General features: G+C 69.0%; 23 protein-coding genes, 1 tRNA gene and 1 riboswitch. Of the genes, 10 read left to right on the forward strand and 14 right to left on the reverse strand.

Annotated features, from left to right (window positions below):
* Nucleotide 1: 1 nt before the first annotated feature.
* From sugE to OG736_RS17625, 3 genes are all read right to left on the reverse strand, one after another.
* Nucleotides 2–322, reverse strand: a complete 321-nt coding sequence (gene sugE, locus OG736_RS17615; protein ID WP_020132220.1) for a quaternary ammonium compound efflux SMR transporter SugE — start codon at nt 320–322, stop codon at nt 2–4.
* 43 nt (nt 323–365) lie between these two features.
* Nucleotides 366–460, reverse strand: a riboswitch (guanidine-III (ykkC-III) riboswitch).
* Nucleotides 461–537: 77 nt separating this feature from the next.
* On the reverse strand, nt 538–840 hold the full coding sequence (locus OG736_RS17620; RefSeq protein WP_372481747.1) for a GroES family chaperonin: 303 nt from the start codon (nt 838–840) through the stop codon (nt 538–540).
* A gap of 98 nt (nt 841–938) precedes the next feature.
* A complete protein-coding gene (locus tag OG736_RS17625; RefSeq protein ID WP_267019696.1) occupies nt 939–1,268 on the reverse strand; it encodes a DUF3618 domain-containing protein in 330 nt (109 codons plus the stop codon).
* Between the two features lie 94 nt (nt 1,269–1,362).
* On the opposite strand from OG736_RS17625, the gene bcp reads away from it, so the two are divergent.
* From bcp to OG736_RS17645, 4 genes are all read left to right on the forward strand, one after another.
* Nucleotides 1,363–1,830: a thioredoxin-dependent thiol peroxidase gene (gene bcp, locus OG736_RS17630; protein ID WP_314223287.1), complete on the forward strand. Its 468-nt coding sequence runs from the start codon at nt 1,363–1,365 to the stop codon at nt 1,828–1,830.
* Between the two features lie 137 nt (nt 1,831–1,967).
* Nucleotides 1,968–2,591, forward strand: a complete 624-nt coding sequence (locus OG736_RS17635; RefSeq protein WP_327183301.1) for an HNH endonuclease — start codon at nt 1,968–1,970, stop codon at nt 2,589–2,591.
* 56 nt (nt 2,592–2,647) lie between these two features.
* Nucleotides 2,648–3,430 (forward strand): HNH endonuclease signature motif containing protein, encoded by a 783-nt coding sequence (locus OG736_RS17640; RefSeq protein WP_327183302.1) that lies wholly within the window; start codon nt 2,648–2,650, stop codon nt 3,428–3,430.
* Between the two features lie 33 nt (nt 3,431–3,463).
* Nucleotides 3,464–3,538 (forward strand) — tRNA-Leu (locus tag OG736_RS17645).
* Nucleotides 3,539–3,593: 55 nt separating this feature from the next.
* Here the strand turns inward: OG736_RS17645 and rdgB are convergent.
* From rdgB to OG736_RS17665, 4 genes are all read right to left on the reverse strand, one after another.
* The gene (gene rdgB, locus OG736_RS17650; protein ID WP_327183303.1) at nt 3,594–4,196 is read right to left on the reverse strand and encodes an RdgB/HAM1 family non-canonical purine NTP pyrophosphatase; all 603 of its coding nucleotides are present in this window, start codon (nt 4,194–4,196) and stop codon (nt 3,594–3,596) included.
* A 33-nt stretch (nt 4,197–4,229) separates the two neighbouring features.
* Complete coding sequence (locus OG736_RS17655) at nt 4,230–4,646, reverse strand: hypothetical protein (RefSeq protein WP_327183304.1); 417 nt, start codon at nt 4,644–4,646, stop codon at nt 4,230–4,232.
* A gap of 111 nt (nt 4,647–4,757) precedes the next feature.
* Nucleotides 4,758–5,495 carry a ribonuclease PH gene (rph, locus tag OG736_RS17660; RefSeq protein WP_057600392.1) on the reverse strand — a complete coding sequence of 246 codons (738 nt, stop codon included), beginning with the start codon at nt 5,493–5,495 and terminating at the stop codon, nt 4,758–4,760.
* Between the two features lie 95 nt (nt 5,496–5,590).
* Complete coding sequence (locus tag OG736_RS17665) at nt 5,591–5,824, reverse strand: PTS sugar transporter subunit IIB (protein ID WP_020132213.1); 234 nt, start codon at nt 5,822–5,824, stop codon at nt 5,591–5,593.
* Nucleotides 5,825–6,009: 185 nt separating this feature from the next.
* On the opposite strand from OG736_RS17665, the gene OG736_RS17670 reads away from it, so the two are divergent.
* A complete protein-coding gene (locus OG736_RS17670; protein ID WP_327187632.1) occupies nt 6,010–7,308 on the forward strand; it encodes a PTS transporter subunit EIIC in 1,299 nt (432 codons plus the stop codon).
* Between the two features lie 225 nt (nt 7,309–7,533).
* Nucleotides 7,534–8,787, forward strand: a complete 1,254-nt coding sequence (locus tag OG736_RS17675; protein WP_327183305.1) for a PTS transporter subunit EIIC — start codon at nt 7,534–7,536, stop codon at nt 8,785–8,787.
* Between the two features lie 81 nt (nt 8,788–8,868).
* On the opposite strand, the gene OG736_RS17680 is transcribed toward OG736_RS17675, so the two are convergent.
* The gene (locus tag OG736_RS17680) at nt 8,869–9,621 is read right to left on the reverse strand and encodes an MBL fold metallo-hydrolase (RefSeq protein WP_327183306.1); all 753 of its coding nucleotides are present in this window, start codon (nt 9,619–9,621) and stop codon (nt 8,869–8,871) included.
* Between the two features lie 260 nt (nt 9,622–9,881).
* Here OG736_RS17680 and OG736_RS17685 point away from each other — a divergent pair, with 260 nt between their 5' ends.
* A complete protein-coding gene (locus OG736_RS17685; RefSeq protein WP_327183307.1) occupies nt 9,882–10,364 on the forward strand; it encodes a type II toxin-antitoxin system PemK/MazF family toxin in 483 nt (160 codons plus the stop codon).
* Nucleotides 10,365–10,368: 4 nt separating this feature from the next.
* On the opposite strand, the gene OG736_RS17690 is transcribed toward OG736_RS17685, so the two are convergent.
* From OG736_RS17690 to OG736_RS17715, 6 genes are all read right to left on the reverse strand, one after another.
* Entirely contained in the window at nt 10,369–11,319 is a 951-nt protein-coding gene (locus tag OG736_RS17690) for a PLP-dependent cysteine synthase family protein (protein WP_327183308.1), read from the reverse strand.
* Nucleotides 11,320–11,335: 16 nt separating this feature from the next.
* Complete coding sequence (locus OG736_RS17695) at nt 11,336–11,614, reverse strand: MoaD/ThiS family protein (RefSeq protein ID WP_327183309.1); 279 nt, start codon at nt 11,612–11,614, stop codon at nt 11,336–11,338.
* A 127-nt stretch (nt 11,615–11,741) separates the two neighbouring features.
* Nucleotides 11,742–11,837 (reverse strand): putative leader peptide, encoded by a 96-nt coding sequence (locus OG736_RS17700; RefSeq protein WP_020132206.1) that lies wholly within the window; start codon nt 11,835–11,837, stop codon nt 11,742–11,744.
* A 92-nt stretch (nt 11,838–11,929) separates the two neighbouring features.
* The gene (locus OG736_RS17705) at nt 11,930–13,018 is read right to left on the reverse strand and encodes a LacI family DNA-binding transcriptional regulator (protein WP_327183310.1); all 1,089 of its coding nucleotides are present in this window, start codon (nt 13,016–13,018) and stop codon (nt 11,930–11,932) included.
* Between the two features lie 129 nt (nt 13,019–13,147).
* A complete protein-coding gene (locus tag OG736_RS17710; protein ID WP_327183311.1) occupies nt 13,148–13,732 on the reverse strand; it encodes an isochorismatase family protein in 585 nt (194 codons plus the stop codon).
* 97 nt (nt 13,733–13,829) lie between these two features.
* A complete protein-coding gene (locus OG736_RS17715) occupies nt 13,830–15,176 on the reverse strand; it encodes a nicotinate phosphoribosyltransferase (protein ID WP_327183312.1) in 1,347 nt (448 codons plus the stop codon).
* 89 nt (nt 15,177–15,265) lie between these two features.
* Here OG736_RS17715 and clpS point away from each other — a divergent pair, with 89 nt between their 5' ends.
* From clpS to OG736_RS17730, 3 genes are all read left to right on the forward strand, one after another.
* Nucleotides 15,266–15,631 carry an ATP-dependent Clp protease adapter ClpS gene (gene clpS, locus OG736_RS17720; protein ID WP_057600402.1) on the forward strand — a complete coding sequence of 122 codons (366 nt, stop codon included), beginning with the start codon at nt 15,266–15,268 and terminating at the stop codon, nt 15,629–15,631.
* A gap of 11 nt (nt 15,632–15,642) precedes the next feature.
* A complete protein-coding gene (locus OG736_RS17725; protein WP_327183313.1) occupies nt 15,643–16,251 on the forward strand; it encodes a DUF2017 domain-containing protein in 609 nt (202 codons plus the stop codon).
* 320 nt (nt 16,252–16,571) lie between these two features.
* Nucleotides 16,572–18,005: an amino acid permease gene (locus OG736_RS17730; protein WP_327183314.1), complete on the forward strand. Its 1,434-nt coding sequence runs from the start codon at nt 16,572–16,574 to the stop codon at nt 18,003–18,005.
* Nucleotides 18,006–18,110 lie beyond the last annotated feature (105 nt).

Raw genomic sequence — 18,110 nt, forward strand, 5'->3', positions numbered from 1 at the left:
CTCAGTGACCGCTGGTCGCCTTCAGCCCCACCACGGCGACCAGCAGCAGACACACGAAGAAGATCCGGGCCGCGGTCGCCGGCTCCCCCAGCACCACCATGCCGACCACCGCGGCCCCCGCCGCCCCGATCCCGACCCACACGCCATAGGCGGTACCGATGGGGAGGGAACGGGCGGCGTACGACAGCAGCAGCATGCTGGCGACGATGCCGGCGCCGGTGAACAGACTCGGGACGAGCCGGGTGAACCCGTCCGTGTACTTCATCCCGATCGACCAGCCGACTTCCAGCAGACCGGCGACGACGAGCAGAACCCAGGCCATGTGGGCCACCTCCGAGACGCGAACGCGAACGCACTGACACAGCGATGCGTCGTCTTTTCCTGCGTTCCCCCAGGCATCCCTGCCTGCGGCATCCCGGTACGGCGCGTCTCGTCGGGCTCCTTCCAAACGTAGCAAAGAAACAACAAAAGGGCTGGTGACCATGGTCACCAGCCCTTTTCGCCGACTAAATCAGAGGCACAGGCGGCACAGGCCGATCAGAGATACAAGCCGGTCGAGTCCTCCGAGCCCTCGAACCGGTCGGCCGCCACGGCATGCAGATCGCGCTCCCGCATCAGCACATACGCGACACCCCGTACCTCGACCTCCGCACGGTCCTCGGGGTCGTACAGCACCCGGTCCCCCGGCTCCACGGTCCGCACGTTCTGCCCCACGGCGACGACCTGGGCCCACGCCAGCCGACGACCGACGGCCGCGGTGGCGGGAATCAGGATGCCGCCACCCGAACGCCGCTCACCCTCACCGGTCTCCTGCTTCACGAGCACACGGTCGTGCAGCATCCGGATGGGCAGCTTGTCGTGCGTGGTACTCAGGTCGTCTCTCTTGGCGCTCACACCACTGAACCTACCCCGCGCGGATACCCGGGGAGCGCAGGGGATCAGCCCTTGCGGCGCCGCCCGCTGAACGCGAGCAGCCCCACCACGCCGACGACCACGAGCGCCACCGGCACGACCCGCTCCAGCCGGGGCGCGCCCTCCTCGTTCACGAACTGCGCCCGTACCTCGCTCACGGCGCGGTTGACCTGGACGTAGGCCTTCCCGAGCGTGTGATCGACGTTGGCGACGACCTTGGCTTTGGCGTCCCCGACGATGGTCTTCGGATGCACCCGCACCCCGATCTCGTCCAGCGTCTCCGCCAGCACCTCGCGGCGGGCCCTGATGTCCGCCTCGATCTGCGCCGGGGTTCTGGTGTCCGACGTCTCCGCCACGGTAAGGCCTCCGAAGTCAGCTGTGTCTTGTTCTGGACAGTCTGTCAGCTCTGCCCGCCGCCGCACTGTCAGGACCCCCGGTTACGCTGGCCCGATGAGCGAGCGACTCCAGCCCGGGGACGTGGCCCCCGCCTTCACCCTCCCCGACGCCGACGGCAACCAGGTGTCCCTGTCGGACCACAAGGGCCGCAAGGTCATCGTCTACTTCTACCCGGCCGCGCTTACCCCCGGCTGCACGAAGCAGGCATGCGACTTCACGGACAACCTGGAACTGCTGACCGGCGCCGGGTACGACGTCATCGGCATCTCCCCCGACAGCCCCGAGAAGCTGGGCAGGTTCCGCGACAAGGAGTCCCTGAAGGTCACCCTCCTGGCCGACCCCGAGAAGACCGTCACCGAGGCCTACGCGGCGTACGGCGAGAAGAAGAACTACGGCAAGACCTACATGGGCGTCATCCGCTCCACCATCGTGGTCGACGAGGAGGGCAAGGTCGAACGAGCCCTGTACAACGTCCGAGCCACCGGCCACGTCGCCAAGATCATCAAGGACCTGGGCATCTGAGCCCCCTCACTCCCCCAGGCGGCCCGCGTCGGAACCCCGACCCGGGCCGCTTCACTTTTCGGGCGTGACTGTCCGATAAACGGTTCGTTACTCCGTACGAGACCACGAACGGGTGGTCGGGGACGGAGGGGGTTTGGATGGGAGCGAGGTACACCCTGGAGTTGCTGCATGAGGCAGCTCGTGCGACAACGAACTGGGACGACGCCGTGCGGTGGTGCGGCGGGACGCCGACTCCGGGCAGCAGACGCTATCTGCGCCAGAAGATGGCGGACGCAGGTGTCGATGTATCGCACTTCCCGACCGGATGGGCACGCCACGGCGAAGCGCTGCTTCGAGAAGTGGTGGCCGAATCGAGCAGCATCAAGGAAGTAGTTCGCCGCCTGGGCATCAACCCGGTGGGCGGCAACCACGCCCACATCAGCCGTCGCATCACGACGCTGGCCATCGACACGTCTCACTTCACAGTGCGACGAGGAGGGCCGAAGGGGTCGCGAGGTAATCCACTGACCCTGGGATCACCGGACACCGGCAGAATCCCCGGCAGCCGCCTACGGCGCCAACTACTGCGGCGCGGGATCGAGGAAGTCTGCACGACATGCGGGACAGGCTCCGAATGGAACGGCAAGCCCCTCCGGCTGGAAGTCGACCACATCAACGGCGACTGGTGGGACAACCGTCCGGAAAACCTACAGCTGCTCTGCCCCAACTGCCATGCGGTGACGGACACATACCGAGGACGCAAGCGGAGGACGATCGCGTGAGCAAGCCGGAATTCACGTGCGCCGTGCTGACTCGGGCGGCCGCCGACGCCACGAGCATGGTCGACCTGATGCGCAAGCTGGGCACGCCGATGGGCAGCGGTCCACGCCGCTATCTGAGGCAGCGCCTCCAGCACTACGACATCGACACCTCTCACTTCCACGAGGAAGCTCTGCCGGACCGCGAGCGGCGCAGTTACTCGGAGGACCTTCTCCGGGAGACAGCTGCCCGTTCACACAGCATCAAGGAGATGCTGGAGCACATGGGGTTCCCGCCGCGCGACAGCCCGTACGGCCACATCAGAAAGCAGCTGGACAAGTTCGGGATCGACACCTCGCACTTCACCGGAGGACGCAGATACGGTCCCGGCGTCCCTCCCCGCGACGAACTGGCGCCGTTGGTCGAGGCGGCAACAAGTCTGGCCGGAGTTCTGACCGCCCTCGGCCGGAGCGACACCGCCGCCGCCCGGGCACTCGTGAAGCGCGGCATCGAGTTCCACGGATTGTCGACCGCCCACTTCACGGGTCAGGGCCACTTTCGGGGCACCCGTTCCCCGCATCGCAAACCGTCAGCCGAGATTCTGGTGCCCCTCGCTCCGGGAAGCCCTCGCACCAGAACACTCTTGCTCAGGCGGGCCCTTGACGACCTCGGCGTGCCGCATGTCTGCGATGAGTGCGGAATTGGAGACACATGGCAGGGCCGACGGCTCGTGCTGGAGATCGATCACGTCAACGGCGATCGTCTGGACAACAGGCGGAAGAACCTGAGGTATCTGTGCCCTTCGTGCCACAGCCAGACGAGCAGCTTCTCGAAGCGGCGCCGGGAGGACGTCACTGCCTAGGTGCCGAGCCAGGCACAGTACAGTAAGCGTCCTGGGCCCGTACCCCAGCTGGCCAGAGGGCGCCGGTTTAGGTCCGGTGTGTCGTGGGTTCGAATCCCACCGGGCCCATAGGCAGATCAAGCCCCGCACCTTAGATGCAAAGGTGCGGGGCTTTTCCGTTGGTTCAGCCCAGCAACTCCCGCACCACCGGCACCAGCCCCCGGAACGCCTTGCCGCGGTGGCTGATCGCGTTTTTTTCTGCTGCCGTCAGTTCCGCGCAGGTGCGCGTCTCGCCGTCCGGCTGGAGGATCGGGTCGTAGCCGAAGCCGTTGGTGCCGGTCGGGGTGTGGCGGAGGGTCCCGGTGAGGCGGCCCTCGACGACGCGTTCCGTGCCGTCCGGGAGGGCCAGGGCCGCCGCGCAGGCGAAGTGGGCGCCCCGGTGCTCCTCGGCGATGTCCGAGAGCTGGGCCAGGAGCAGGTCCAGGTTGGCCCGGTCGTCGCCGTGCTTGCCGGCCCAGCGGGCGGAGAAGATGCCCGGGGCGCCGTTCAGGACGTCGACGCAGAGGCCCGAATCGTCGGCGACGGCCGGGAATCCCGTCGCCTGCGCGAGGGCGTGGGCCTTCAGCAGCGCGTTCTCGGCGAAGGTGACGCCGGTCTCCCTGACGTCGGGGATGTCGGGGTAGGCGTCCGCGCCGACGAGGTCGTGAGGCAGGCCTGCGTCGGCGAGGATCGACCTCAGTTCGGTGATCTTTCCGGCGTTGCGGGTGGCGAGGATCAGGCGGGTCATGCGCCCAGTATCCCCAGTTCCGCCCGGCGTCTCCTACGGGGTGCAGACCTTCGTCAGTTCGCCCGCCGCGTCGGTGACGGGGCTGAGGTCGGGGGTGTTGTCGCCGTTCTCGACAGCGGTGCGGACGTTGGCGACGGCTGCCTGGAGGTCGTCGACCGCCTTGTTGACGTCGGTGTTGTCCGTCTTGTCGCCGATCTTGTCGAGGTTGTTCTCGATGGAGGTCAGCGACTCCTCTGTCTGCGTGGGGTCGTTCGCGGCGTTCTCCACGGCCTGCTGGAGGTCGGTGACGCTGTCGGCGATGGAGTCGGCGGTCTGGACGCAGTCCAGGGCCTTGTTGACTGCGTCGCAGCCGGTCGCCGTCAGTCCCACGGTGAGGGCGACGGCCGCCGTGGCGGCGGCTATGACGGTTCGGCGACGCCGCTTCGGGCGTCGGCTCGCGGCCGTGGACATCAGTGTGTTCCTCCCCTTGCCAGGCCCAGGAGGCCCCCGTTGGTGTACTGGCCAAGACGCGTCGGCGGGCGGGCCGGTTGCTCGCGCCCGCCGCCCCTCTTGGTGTTCCCTTTACTTTTCGAGGACCGTATCAAGTGCCGTGCGCTGGAGGACAGTCAGTTCCGTGCAGCCCAGAACGGCCAGGTCCAGCAGGGAGTTGAGTTCCTCGCGGGCGAACGGCTCGGCCTCGGCGGTGCCCTGGACCTCGACGAAGCGGCCGTCGCCGGTGCAGACGACGTTCATGTCGGTCTCGGCGCGGACGTCTTCCTCGTAGCGGAGGTCGAGGAGCGGGACTCCTCCGACGATGCCGACCGAGACCGCGCTCACCGTGCCGGTGAGGGGCTGGCGGCCTGCCTTGATGAGCTTCTTGCCCTGGGCCCACGTGATGGCGTCCGCCAGCGCGACGTACGCGCCGGTGATGGCCGCCGTGCGGGTGCCGCCGTCGGCCTGGAGGACGTCACAGTCGAGGACGATGGTGTTCTCGCCGAGTGCCTTGTAGTCGATCACCGCGCGCAGTGAGCGGCCGATGAGGCGGGAGATCTCGTGGGTGCGGCCGCCGATCTTGCCGCGGACGGACTCGCGGTCGCCGCGGGTGTTGGTGGCGCGGGGGAGCATGGAGTACTCCGCGGTGACCCAGCCCTCGCCGCTGCCCTTGCGCCAGCGGGGGACGCCTTCCGTGACGGAGGCGGTGCAGAAGACCTTCGTGTCGCCGAAGGAGACGAGGACGGAGCCCTCGGCGTGCTTGCTCCAGCCACGTTCGATGGTGACGGGGCGGAGCTGTTCGGGGGTGCGGCCGTCGATTCGAGACATGGCGCTGATGCTAGCCGTAGCTGCGGAAGGGGCTCCTCCCACGGTGGTGGGAGGAGCCCCTTCGGTGGTGAGCCCTCAGGTGTGAGCGCGAAGGCTCACATCATGTCTTCGATCTCCGCGGCGATCGGGTCGGCGTCGGTGCCGATGACGACCTGGATCGCGGTGCCCATCTTGACGACGCCGTGGGCGCCGGCGGCCTTCAGGGCGGCTTCGTCGACGAGTGAGGCGTCGTTGACCTCGGTGCGCAGCCGGGTGATGCAGCCTTCGATCTCTTCGATGTTGTCGAGGCCGCCGAGTCCGGCGACGATCTTCTCAGCCTTGGTGGCCATGTTCCGTCTCCCTGAATTCCCTGATGCGAACCGCGATGTGAACCGCTTTTTCGCAGTAACCCACAGTTGGCCCAACTTCGCGAGCGATTGTGCCGGGTGTGCCGAAGGATGACGTCAGCGATGACGTCGCAGCAACCCAATCGTCCGTAGCTGGTCTACACCACCTGACAGGCGGTCGCCAAACGATGAGTGCCGAGAGCGCCGAGACCGAGATCAGCCCGGCCCGCCGACGCTGGCACACCGCGTTCCAGGGCCTGCAGAAGATGGGGCGCAGTCTTCAGCTGCCGATCGCCGTGCTGCCGGCCGCGGGCATCCTCAACAGGCTCGGTCAGCCGGATGTGTTCGGGGACGACGGGCTTGGCTGGACGAATGTGGCGAGGGTGATGCAAGGGGCGGGCGAGGCGCTGCTCGACGGTTCCCTCGGGCTGCCCCTGCTGTTCTGCATCGGCGTGGCCATCGGCATGGCGAAGAAGGCGGACGGTTCGACCGCGCTGGCGGCGACGGTGGGTTTTCTCGTCTATTACACCGTGTTGCGGCAGTTCCCGGAGGACTGTGAGCCGGGTTCGAAGGTGATTCCGGACATCGGGTGCCAGGCGACGGACAACACGGTGGGGGCTTTCGCGTTCCAGAACCCGGGGGTCTTCGGCGGAATCGTCATCGGGTTGCTGACGGCGTACTTCTGGCAGCGGTACCACCGCACGAAGCTGGTGGACTGGCTGGGCTTCTTCAACGGGCGCCGTCTGGTGCCGATCATCATGGCGTTCGTGGCGATCGGGTTCGCCGCGTTGTGCCTGTGGGTCTGGCCGCCCATCGGCGACGCTCTGGAGAGCTTCAGCGACTGGCTCGACAGGTTGGACGCCTGGGGTGCGGGCATCTTCGGGGTCGCGAACCGGGCGTTGCTGGTGATCGGTCTGCACCAGTTCCTGAACGTGCCCATCTGGTTCCAGTTCGGCAGTTTCACGAAGCCGGACGGCACGGTGGTGCACGGCGACATCAACATGTTCCTTCAGGGCGACCCGGACGCGGGTCAGTTCACCTCGGGCTTCTTCCCGATCATGATGTTCGCGCTGCCCGCGGCGGCGCTGGCGATCACGCACTGTGCGAGGCCGTCCCGCCGCAAGGAGGTCGGCGGGCTGATGCTGTCCGTGGCGCTGACGTCGTTCGTGACCGGTATCACCGAGCCGATCGAGTACTCGTTCCTGTTCGTCGCGCCGCTGCTGTACGCGGTGCACGCGGTGCTGACGGGGGCGTCGATGGCGGTGACGTGGGGGCTGGGTGTGCACGACGGTTTCAGCTTCTCCGCCGGGCTCATCGACTACGTCATCAACTGGAACCTGGCGACGCGGCCGTGGGCGATCATCCCGATCGGTCTGAGCTTCGCGGTCGTCTACTACGCGATCTTCCGTTTCGCGATCACGAAGTTCGATCTGAAGACCCCCGGGCGGGAGCCGGAGGATGAGCGGGAGGACGTCACGAAGGCGTGAGCGGAGGCCTGTGGCGGCCTGCCGCCGCACGGCTCGAGGGCCCTCGGAACTCGGTTCCGGGGGCCTTTTCGCATGCCCCGCGCAGAGCGGGAGGACGTCCGGGATCCGGCACGGCGCGTAGCGCTCCGGTTGCAGGTTTGACGGGTTCCTTATATCGCCTTCACCGTGCTACAACATGGTCTACACCACTGAGTGGTGTAGACCACCACCCGATGGAGGAAGTCTATGAGCACCGCCACCGCGCCCACGGCGGCCCCCTCGAAGAAGTGGGGATCCGGCCTGTTGCAAGGCCTGCAGAAGGTCGGCCGAAGCCTTCAGCTCCCGATCGCCGTGCTGCCGGCGGCGGGCATCCTGTTGCGACTCGGTCAGGACGACGTCTTCGGCAAGGACGGCCTCGGCTGGGACAAGGTCGCCAAGGTGTTCGCGACCGCGGGTGACGCCGTCTTCGCCAACCTGCCGCTGCTGTTCTGCGTCGGCATAGCCATCGGCTTCGCCAAGAAGGCCGACGGCTCGACCGCCCTCGCCGCGCTGGTGGGCTTCCTCGTCTACAAGAACGTGCTGACCGCGTTCCCGATCACCGACGCGCAGATCACCAAGGGCGCGGACGTGGCCGCCACCTACAACGACCCCAAGGTCTTCGGCGGCATCATCATGGGCCTGATAGCCGCGGTCACCTGGCAGCGGTTCCACCGCACCAAGCTGCCCGACTGGCTGGGCTTCTTCAACGGCCGCCGACTGGTCCCGATCCTGATGGCCTTCATCGGCACCGCTGTCGGCGTCCTGTTCGGCCTCGTGTGGGAGCCCGTCGGCGACGTCATCACCAACTTCGGCGAGTGGATGACCGGACTCGGCGCCGTGGGCGCGGGCATCTTCGGCGCCGTCAACCGTGCGCTGCTCCCCGTGGGCATGCACCAGTTCGTCAACACGGTGGCCTGGCAGGAGATCGGCTCGTTCAAGGACTCCTCCGGTGCCGTCTGGCACGGTGACCTGCCGCGCTTCTTCCACGGCGACCCGACCGCCGGCCAGTTCATGACGGGCTTCTTCCCGATCATGATGTTCGCGCTTCCGGCCGCCGCCCTGGCCATCACCCACACCGCTCGCCCCGAGCGCCGCAAGGCCGTCGGCGGCATGATGCTGTCGCTCGCGCTGACCTCGTTCGTCACCGGTATCACCGAGCCGATCGAGTTCGCCTTCATGTTCATCGCGCCGGTGCTGTACGTCATCCACGCGGTCCTGACGGCCCTGTCCATGGCCGTCACCTGGGCTCTGGGTGTCCACCACGGCTTCAGCTTCTCGGCAGGTGCGATCGACTACTTCCTCAACTGGAACCTGGCCACCAAGCCCTGGATGATCATCCCGATCGGCCTGGTGTTCGCGGCGATCTACTACGGCGTCTTCCGCTTCGCCATCATCAGGTGGAACCTCCCCACCCCGGGCCGTGAGCCCGAGGAGGAGGTCGAGGACCTCACCAAGGCGTAGGCGCGCACCCCGCCCGCGCAGGACATGCGAAGGCCCCCGGAGCCCTGAACCGCTCCGGGGGCCTTCTGCGTGGCGTCGGGTCTAGATCTCGTACGTCATCCGTGGCGCGGCCAGTTCCACCGGGCCGTCGAACACCGCGCGGGCGTCCGCCAGGTTGACCCGGGGGTCGGTCCACGGCGGGATGTGGGTCAGTACGAGCTTCCTCGCGCCCGCCCTGCTCGCCGTCTCGCCGGCTTCGCGGCCGTTGAGGTGCAGGTCGGGGATGTTCTCCTTGCCGTGCGTGAAGGCGGCCTCGCACAGGAAGAGGTCGGTGTCGCGGGCGAGGTCCTCCAGCGCGGGGCTGATGCCGGTGTCGCCGGAGTAGGTCAGCGACCTGCCGCCGTGCTCGACGCGGATGCCGTAGGCCTCCACCGGGTGCGCCACACGTTCGGTGTGCACGGTGAACGGGCCGATGTCGAAGGTGGACGGCTTGACCGTGTGGAAGTCGAAGACCTCGCTCATGGAGGAGGCCGACGGGGTGTCGGCGTAGGCCGTGGTCAGTCGGTGCTCCGTGCCTTCCGGGCCGTAGACCGGGATGGGGTCGCAGCGGCCGCCGTCGTGCCGGTAGTAGCGCGCGACGAAGTAGGCGCACATGTCGATGCAGTGGTCGGCGTGCAGGTGGCTCAGGAAGATCGCGTCGAGGTCGTAGAGACCGCAGTGGCGCTGCAACTCGCCCAGGGCGCCGTTGCCCATGTCGAGAAGCAGCCGGAAGCCGTCGGCCTCGAGGAGGTAGCTCGAGCAGGCCGATTCCGCGGACGGGAACGACCCCGAGCAGCCGACGACGGTGAGCTTCATGAAGGCGAAACCTCCGCTGGCGGGAAACCGAGAAGTACCGGGTGAGGTCCGGGGGACGGATCGTGGAACGAATGATCGTTAAATGGGGCGACGGGGGTCGTGCGGTGCGTCGAGCGTAAGGCGCAAAACCCCGGGTCGCTCCTCCGCCAGGGGCCGTTGTGGGCGAACTCACCTGTGGTGTCACCGGTTCGGCTGGACCGGGGGCATGTGAAGTGGTGATGGGGCGCGCGGCGGCGCTCGCACGCCGGTAACGTCGTCGTATGGACACGTCCTGGTGGCTCGCGCTCGCGGCGGTGATACTGCTCGCGCTGGTCGCGACGCTCGTGGACGGCTGGGGGCGGGGCCGCCGGCCGAAGCGGCGCGGGACCCGGCCGCCGGGCCGGACGACGGGGCGGCCTTCGGGCCGGTCGACCCGGGGCCACGGCTTCGCCGGCCGTCCCCAGCCTGCGGAGATCTGGTGGGCGGACGTGCCGTTCGAGGACGGTCCCGGGGTGAAGGACCGGCCGTGTCTGGTGCTCATGGTGCGCGGTGACCGCGCCACCGTCGCGAAGATCACCAGCAAGTACCACGACGAGCGGGCCGGGGTGATCCCGCTGCCGCCGGGTGCCGTGGGGGACGCGCAGGGGCGGCCGAGTTTCCTGGAGACGGACGAGCTGCGCCAGGTCCGGGTGAGCGACTTCCGGCGCAGGGTGGGTGTGGTGGACCCGGTCCTGTGGGACCAGGTCCGTCACCTGGCTACCTGAAACCCTACGCCCAGAGCTGGCCCTGGAGGGTTTCGATCGCTTCCTCCGTGGTGGCCGCGGTGTAGACGCCCGTGGACAGGTACTTCCAGCCGCCGTCCGCGACGACGAACGCGATGTCGGCGCTCTCCCCCGCCTTCAGCGCCTTCTTGCCGACGCCGATCGCCGCGTGCAGGGCCGCGCCCGTGGAGACGCCCGCGAAGATGCCCTCCTGCTGGAGGAGTTCGCGGGTGCGCGTCACGGCGTCCGCCGAGCCGACCGAGAAGCGGGTGGTGAGGACGGAGGCGTCGTACAGCTCGGGTACGAAGCCCTCGTCGAGGTTGCGCAGGCCGTAGACCAGGTCGTCGTAGCGCGGCTCGGCGGCGACGATCTTCACGTCCGGCTTGTTCTCGCGGAGGAATCGGCCGACGCCCATCAGCGTCCCCGTCGTGCCGAGGCCGGCGACGAAGTGAGTGATGGACGGAAGGTCGGCGAGGATCTCGGGGCCGGTGGTGGCGTAGTGGGCGCCCGCGTTGTCGGGGTTGCCGTACTGGTAGAGCATCACCCAGTCGGGGTGCTCGGCGGAGAGTTCCTTGGCGACGCGGACCGCGGTGTTGGAGCCGCCCGCGGCCGGGGAGGAGATGATCTCGGCGCCCCACATGCCGAGCAGGTCCCGGCGCTCCTGCGAGGTGTTCTCGGGCATGACGCAGACCATGCGGTAGCCCTTGAGCTTGGCCGCCATGGCGAGGGAGATGCCGGTGTTGCCGCTCGTCGGTTCCAGGATGGTGCAGCCGGGGGTGAGGCGGCCGTCCTTCTCGGCCTGCTCGACCATGTGCAGGGCGGGGCGGTCCTTGACCGAACCGGTGGGGTTGCGGTCCTCGAGCTTCGCCCAGATACGGACGTCGGCGGACGGCGAGAGCCGCGGCAGGCGCACCAGAGGGGTGTTGCCCACCGCGGCCAGCGGGGAGTCGTAACGCATGGGGTCCGGCGGCCGATCAGGCCATGCCGCCGGCCACGGCCGGCAGGATGGTCACGGTGTCGCCGTCGGTCAGCTTGGTGTCGATGCCGTCGACGAAGCGGACGTCCTCGTCGTTCAGGTACACGTTGACGAAGCGGCGCAGCTTTCCGTCGTCCACGATGCGGGCCTGGATGCCCGTGTGCCGGGTCTCGAGGTCGGTGAACAGGTCGGCGAGGGTGTCACCGGTGCCCTCCACCGCCTTCTGACCGTCGGTGTACTGGCGGAGGATGGTGGGGATGCGGACCTCGATGGCCATGGCTCAGGGCTCCTGTCGGAAGGTGTGGGCAGCGCGGGTTCGTGCGTGTGTGGCTCCCCCACGCTCGGCTGCGCTCGCGCGGGCGTACCCCCATCGGCTCACGGCCGTACGGCGGCGGGGTGGTGCGTCAACAGATGGCGCTGGCGAGCCTGCACAGGTCGACGTGCAGCCGCGCCACGAGCAGTGCGCCCGGCGTCTTCTCGCTCACGTCGTTCAGAACCATGGGCTCATCGTATCGATTCCCGGTCCGGCTCCTGGAATGTGATCCCACATCGCGGACGGTATGGGGCCGGGGAGTGAGATGTCACGGTGCCGCTAGGCCGACGTACGGCGCACCAGGCGAGTGGGGACGATCACGGACGGCCCGTCCGATGCCCCCTCCGATGCCCCCTCCGATGCCCCGTCCGGCGAACCGTCCGGGGTGTCCTCCCGGGCGAGCAGCAGCCGGGCCATCAGCCGGCCCATCTCCTCGATGTCCTGGTGGACGGTGGTGAGCGGCGGGTCGGTCGTCTCGGCGATGGAGGTGAGGTCGTCGAAGCCGACGACGGCCACGTCCTCGGGGACCCTGCGCCCGCGCTCCCGCAGGGTCTGCAGGGCGCCGGACGCCATGAGATCGGAGGCGACGAACACGGCGTCGAGGTCGGGGTGGCGGTCCAGCAGCGCGGCCATGGCGTCGGCGCCGCCCTGGCGGGTGTAGTCGGCCCGCTCGACGAGGGGCGGCGAGCCGGCGTCGCGCAGCACGTCCCGGTACCCGGCCAGCCGGTCCGCGGCGGAGTTCTCCTGGTCGTAGGGCCCGGTGACGGTCGCGATCCGCCGCCGGCCGAGGGCGACCAGGTGCTGGACGGCCAGCCGGGCGCCGCCGCGGTTGTCGCCGTCGACGTGGGCCTGGCCGGGCCGCACGGGGTCGCCGTCGCGCAGCAGCGGGCGGCCGCCGAACACGGCCGGGAGACCGAGCCGGTCGATGATCTCGGCCAGCCGGTCGCCGGGGCGCAGGGAGAACAGGATCGCGCCGTCGACATGGCCGCCGCCGAGGTAGTCGGCCACGCGCGCGTAGTCGTCGGGTTCCTCCAGGAACAGCAGGACGGCCTGGGCGCCGTGGAGTGCGAGTTCGCGGCGGACGCCGCGCAGGAGGAGGTCGAAGAAGGGGTCGATGAAGAGCCGGTTCTCGGGCTGGGCGGCGACCACGGCGACGGCGTTCGTGCGGTGGGTGACGAGTTGCCGGGCCCCCTGGTTGGGGACGTAGCCCAGTTCGGAGATCACCCGGCGGACCCGGTCGACGACCTCCGCCCGGACCCGGGCCTCCCCGTTGATCACCCGGGACACGGTCGACTTCGACACTCCCGACTGCCGGGCGACGTCTTCGAGCGTGGGCCGCCGTGCGTGCGAGCGTTGCGTCAACACCATCTCCGTTGGGGCGAGTTGTGCGTGCACCTTGCGGAAACGGTAACCGGCGGTCGGGAGCGGCGCCGGGACCAGGGCCTGCCCCGGGGCGTGTCCGACCACGCGAGCCCGGCGGGGACGGCCGGACGTGCCCTAGACGACCGGCTTGCCCGTCAGTTCCACGCCGGCCGAGCGCAGTTCCTCCAGGGCCCGGTCGGTGCTCTCCTTGGCCACGCCGGCGGTGAGGTCCAGCAGGACCTGGGTGCGGAAGCCCTCGCGGGCCGCGTCCAGGGCGGTGGCGCGTACGCAGTGGTCGGTGGCGATGCCGACGACGTCGACCTCGTCGATCTGGCGGTCCCGCAGCCAGTCGCCCAGCGTGGCGCCGTTCTCGTCGGCGCCCTCGAAGCCGCTGTACGCGGCCGCGTAGGCGCCCTTGTCGAAGACGGCGTCGATGGCGCCGGAGGCGACGGCGGGCGCGAAGTTGGGGTGGAAGCCGACGCCCTCCGTGCCCGCCACGCAGTGCGCGGGCCAGGAGTGCACGTAGTCGGGGTTGTCGGCGAAGTGGCCGCCGGGCGCGATGTGGTGGTCACGGGTGGCCACCACATGCCGGTATCCGGCGGGCGCCTGCCCGATCAGCTCGGTGATGGCGGCGGCCACGTCGGCGCCGCCGGCCACCGCGAGACTGCCTCCCTCGCAGAAGTCGTTCTGCACGTCTACGACGATCAAGGCGCGGCGCATGGTCGGTGTCCTTCGACTGAGGGTGAAGTAATTGAGCCTAGAGACTTTGTCGGCCCCGCGGGAGGGGGCGTCGCCCGGTGTGCGCCGGGTACACGCCCTAGTTACCCGACAGGCCCTGTACATACTCCGTGGGAATGACGGGTTCCCCGCGCGACAGCTGGGTCGCGGAGAGGGGCAGGCCGGCACGGGCCGCGATGTGGCGGTCGCGGACGGCGTCCAGGGGCTCGCGGCCGGCGACCTCGCCGCCCTTGACCAGCTCGACGAGCAGCTGGTGGTCGGCCAGTGCGGCGGGGACGGCGCCGGTGCCGACGACCTCGGCCTCGGCCACCCCGTGCGCGTCGGGCCGGCGTGCCGCCCACTTGCGGCCGCCGATGGAGGTCTTGCCGCCGGAGGACTTCTTCGCCACCGGCACCAGCGGTGCCCGCGGGTCGGCGGATCGGGCGCGGGCGACCAGCTTGTAGACCATCGAGCAGGTCGGGTGCCCGGATCCGGTCACCAGCTGGGTGCCGACGCCGTACGCGTCGACGGGGGACGCGGCCAGTGAGGCGATGGCGTACTCGTCGAGGTCGGAGGTGACGACGATCCGGGTGTCCGTCGCGCCGAGCTCGTCGAGCTGCTCGCGCACCCGGTGGGCCACGAGGAGCAGGTCGCCGGAGTCGATGCGGACCGCGCCGAGCTCGGGTCCGGCGACCTCGACGGCCGTCCGGACGGCCTCGGCGACGTCGTACGTGTCCACGAGCAGGGTGGTGCCCCGGCCGAGCGAGTCGACCTGGGCCTGGAAGGCGTCCCGCTCGGTGTCGTGCAGGAGGGTGAAGGCGTGGGCGCTGGTGCCCACGGTGGGGATGCCGTAGCGGAAGCCGGCGGCCAGGTCGGAGGTGGTGGCGAAGCCGCCGATGTAGGCGGCGCGGGAGGCGGCGACCGCGGCCAGTTCGTGGGTGCGGCGGGCGCCCATCTCGATCAGGGGGCGCTCCCCCGCGGCGGAGGACATCCGGGAGGCGGCGGCCGCGATCGCGGAGTCGTGGTTGAGGATGGAGAGGATCACGGTCTCGAGGAGCACGCACTCGGCGAAGGAGCCCTCGACGCGCATGATCGGCGAGCCCGGGAAGTAGACCTCGCCCTCCGGGTAGCCCCAGATGTCACCCGAGAAGCGGTATCCGGCGAGCCATTCCAGGGTCTCGTCGTCGACGATGTTCCGCTCGCGCAGGAAGCCGAGGACGTCCGCGTCGAACCGGAGGTTCTCGACGGCGTCCAGGACCCGCCCGGTGCCCGCGACGACGCCGTAGCGCCGGCCCTCCGGCAGCCGTCGGGTGAAGACCTCGAACACGCTGCGCCGTTCGGCCGTGCCCGCTTTCAGGGCTGCCTGGAGCATCGTCAGTTCGTACTGGTCCGTGAAGAGCGCCGTCGACGGAACATCCACCGGCAGCCCAAGGTCCGCAACGTCCACTTACCTCACCCAGTCCGTGACTCTCCGGCTACCCCAGGCGCGGCCGGGGGCCCGGGGGTTGTCCCCCGGTGTGTGCAGCATGGCAATGGATGGTACTCCCTTTTCGTCGGTGTGACGATTTCCCGGATGCGTGGCAGCATGGGCTTGTGACGTCACCCGCTCCCCTTGAGATCGAACGCACCGAGTCGGCGGAGGAGGTCTTCGCCGTACCCGAGCCGGACGTCCCCTGGGTCACGATCGTGCACAACGACCCGGTCAACCTCATGAGCTACGTGACGTACGTCTTCCAGTCGTACTTCGGGTACAGCAAGGACAAGGCCACCAAGCTCATGATGGACGTCCACCACAAGGGCCGCGCCGTCGTCTCCAGCGGTTCGCGCGAGGAGATGGAACGCGACGTGCAGGCGATGCACGGATACGGCCTGTGGGCCACCCTCCAGCAGGACCGGAAGTAGCCTCCCCTCCTATGCCTGGACACTTCGAACCGCTTCCCGGCGGCGGCGCGGCCGTCGCACTCGACGACGTCGAGATCTCCATCATCCGGTCGCTCGCCGTGCAGCTCCTGGAGCTCATCGGCCCCGGCCCGGCCGAGGACGCCCCCGACGACCCGCTCGCCGAGCTCTTCGCCGACGGGCCGAGCGAGCCTCCCGCCGACCCGGTCCTGCGCCGCCTCTTCCCGGACGCCTACACCGACCCGGAGGGCACCCCGGGGCCGGAGCGGGCGGGCGAGCAGAAGGCGCACTCCGCCGAGTTCCGCCGCTACACGGAGAACGACCTGCGGGCCGGCAAGCGCGAGAACGCCCTCACGGTGGTCCGCTCGCTGGACGCGTTGGCCTCCGAGGCGGCCGGCGCGGGCGGGGCGGTGCTGAAGCTGACGCCGCAGGAGTCCCAGCAGTGGCTCCGCGCGCTGAACGACCTGCGCCTCGCGATCGGCTCCCGCCTGGAGATCACCGACGAGGACGACACCGATCTCCTCTACCGGCTGCCGGACGAGGACCCGCGCAAGCCGATGGTGATGGCGTACCTGTGGCTGGGCGGGCTCCAGGAGACCCTCGTGGCGACTCTTCTGCCCTGATTTCTTCGCTTTTTTGTTCGCTCAGAGGACGCTCAAATCCGGATAACGATCGCATCAACGCGACGGCCGGGAGTGTCCTCTTTGTGTCTCGTTCATCCGCTTCTTCTTGTGTCGTGCGCCACAGCCCACCCGGGTGATCAATATTGCGGGCGTGATAAATCTTCACGACCGCCCGGCGAACACCACCCGTATGTTCCGCCGGGTGCGCCACCGAGCCGGTTGATCGCCGGCCAGGCATCGCTCCATCAATCCGGGGGGATCGAAACCCGATCCGAGGCCGACGAGAGGCCCGGGTCGGCATGGAGAAAGGCGCACCACACATGACCTCTGAGAAGGTCACTGACACCGCTGTCACTGACGCTCCCGAAGAGGGGTACGAGCGCGGACTCGGCAGCCGCCAGGTCCAGATGATCGCGATCGGCGGCGCCATCGGCGTCGGGCTCTTCCTGGGTGCCGGGGCGAACATCGCCAAGGCCGGTCCCAGTCTCATCCTGATGTACGCCCTCGCGGGCGGGATCATCTTCTTCATCATGCGGGCGCTGGGCGAGCTGCTGCTCTACCGCCCGGTCTCGGGTTCCTTCGCGGAGTACTCGCGCGAGTTCCTCGGCCCGTTCTTCGGCTACTTCACCGGCTGGACGTACTGGCTGATGTGGGTCGTCACCGGCATGGCCGAGCTGACGGCCGCCGCGATCTACGTCAACTACTGGTTCCCGGCCGTCCCCCAGTGGGTGACCGCACTGGTCTTCCTGGTGATCCTGTTCGGGGTCAACCTGATCTCCGTGAAGCTCTTCGGTGAGCTGGAGTTCTGGTTCTCGATGGTGAAGGTCACCGCGCTGATCGGCATGATCGTCATCGGCCTGGGCGTCCTCACCTTCGGCTTCAGCAGCGCCGGCGACACGGCCGCGGTCTCCAACCTGTGGGCCTTCGACGGCTTCTTCCCCAAGGGCGTCGGCTCGTCCCTGATGACGCTCCAGGGCGTCATGTTCGCCTACCTCGCGGTCGAGCTGGTCGGCGTCACGGCGGGCGAGTCGCAGGACCCGGAGAAGACCCTCCCGAAGGCGATCAACACCCTGCCGTGGCGGATCGCGCTGTTCTACGTCGGCGCGCTCACGGTCATCCTCTGCGTCGTGAAGTGGACGGAGTTCGCGCCGGGCGTGAGCCCGTTCGTCGAGGCGTTCGCGAAGATCGGCATCCCGGCGGGCGCCGGCATCGTGAACTTCGTCGTGCTGACGGCGGCCCTGTCCTCCTGCAACTCGGGCATGTACTCCACGGGCCGGATGCTGCGGAACCTGGCCGACAGCGGCGAGGCCCCCGCGGTCTTCCGCAAGCTGTCGTCGACGAAGACCCCCGCCTTCGGCATCACGGTCTCGGTCCTGTTCATGGGCATCGGCGTGATCCTGAACTACGTCGTCCCCGAGAAGGCCTTCGGCTACGTCACCTCGGTGGCCACCGCGGCCGGCATCTGGACCTGGCTCATGATCCTGATCAGCCACGTCCTCTACCGCCGCGCGGTCGTCGCGGGCCGGCTGCCCGCCTCGTCCTTCCCGGCCCCGGGCGGCTCGGCGTTCAGCTGGGTGGCCATCGCCTTCCTGCTCTTCGTCACCGGCCTGATCGCGTACGACGCCGACTCCCGGGTCTGCCTCTACGTGATGGCGGGCTGGGCGGTCGCGCTCGGCATCGGCTGGGCGGTCCTGAAGGGCCGCAACCCGGAGATCACCGAACGGCGCGAGCCGGAGTTCGAGAAGGTCGGCTGACCGACCGGTCGACCACCCCCGGGACGTCCGGTCGCAGGGAGCACTCGTGGCGCCCCCTGCGGCAGCCGCTCAGGACGTCCGCGATGTGGGCCGTTCCGTACCACT

It is taken from the genome of Streptomyces sp. NBC_01334, assembly GCF_035983595.1.
Lineage (GTDB): Bacteria > Actinomycetota > Actinomycetes > Streptomycetales > Streptomycetaceae > Streptomyces > Streptomyces coriariae.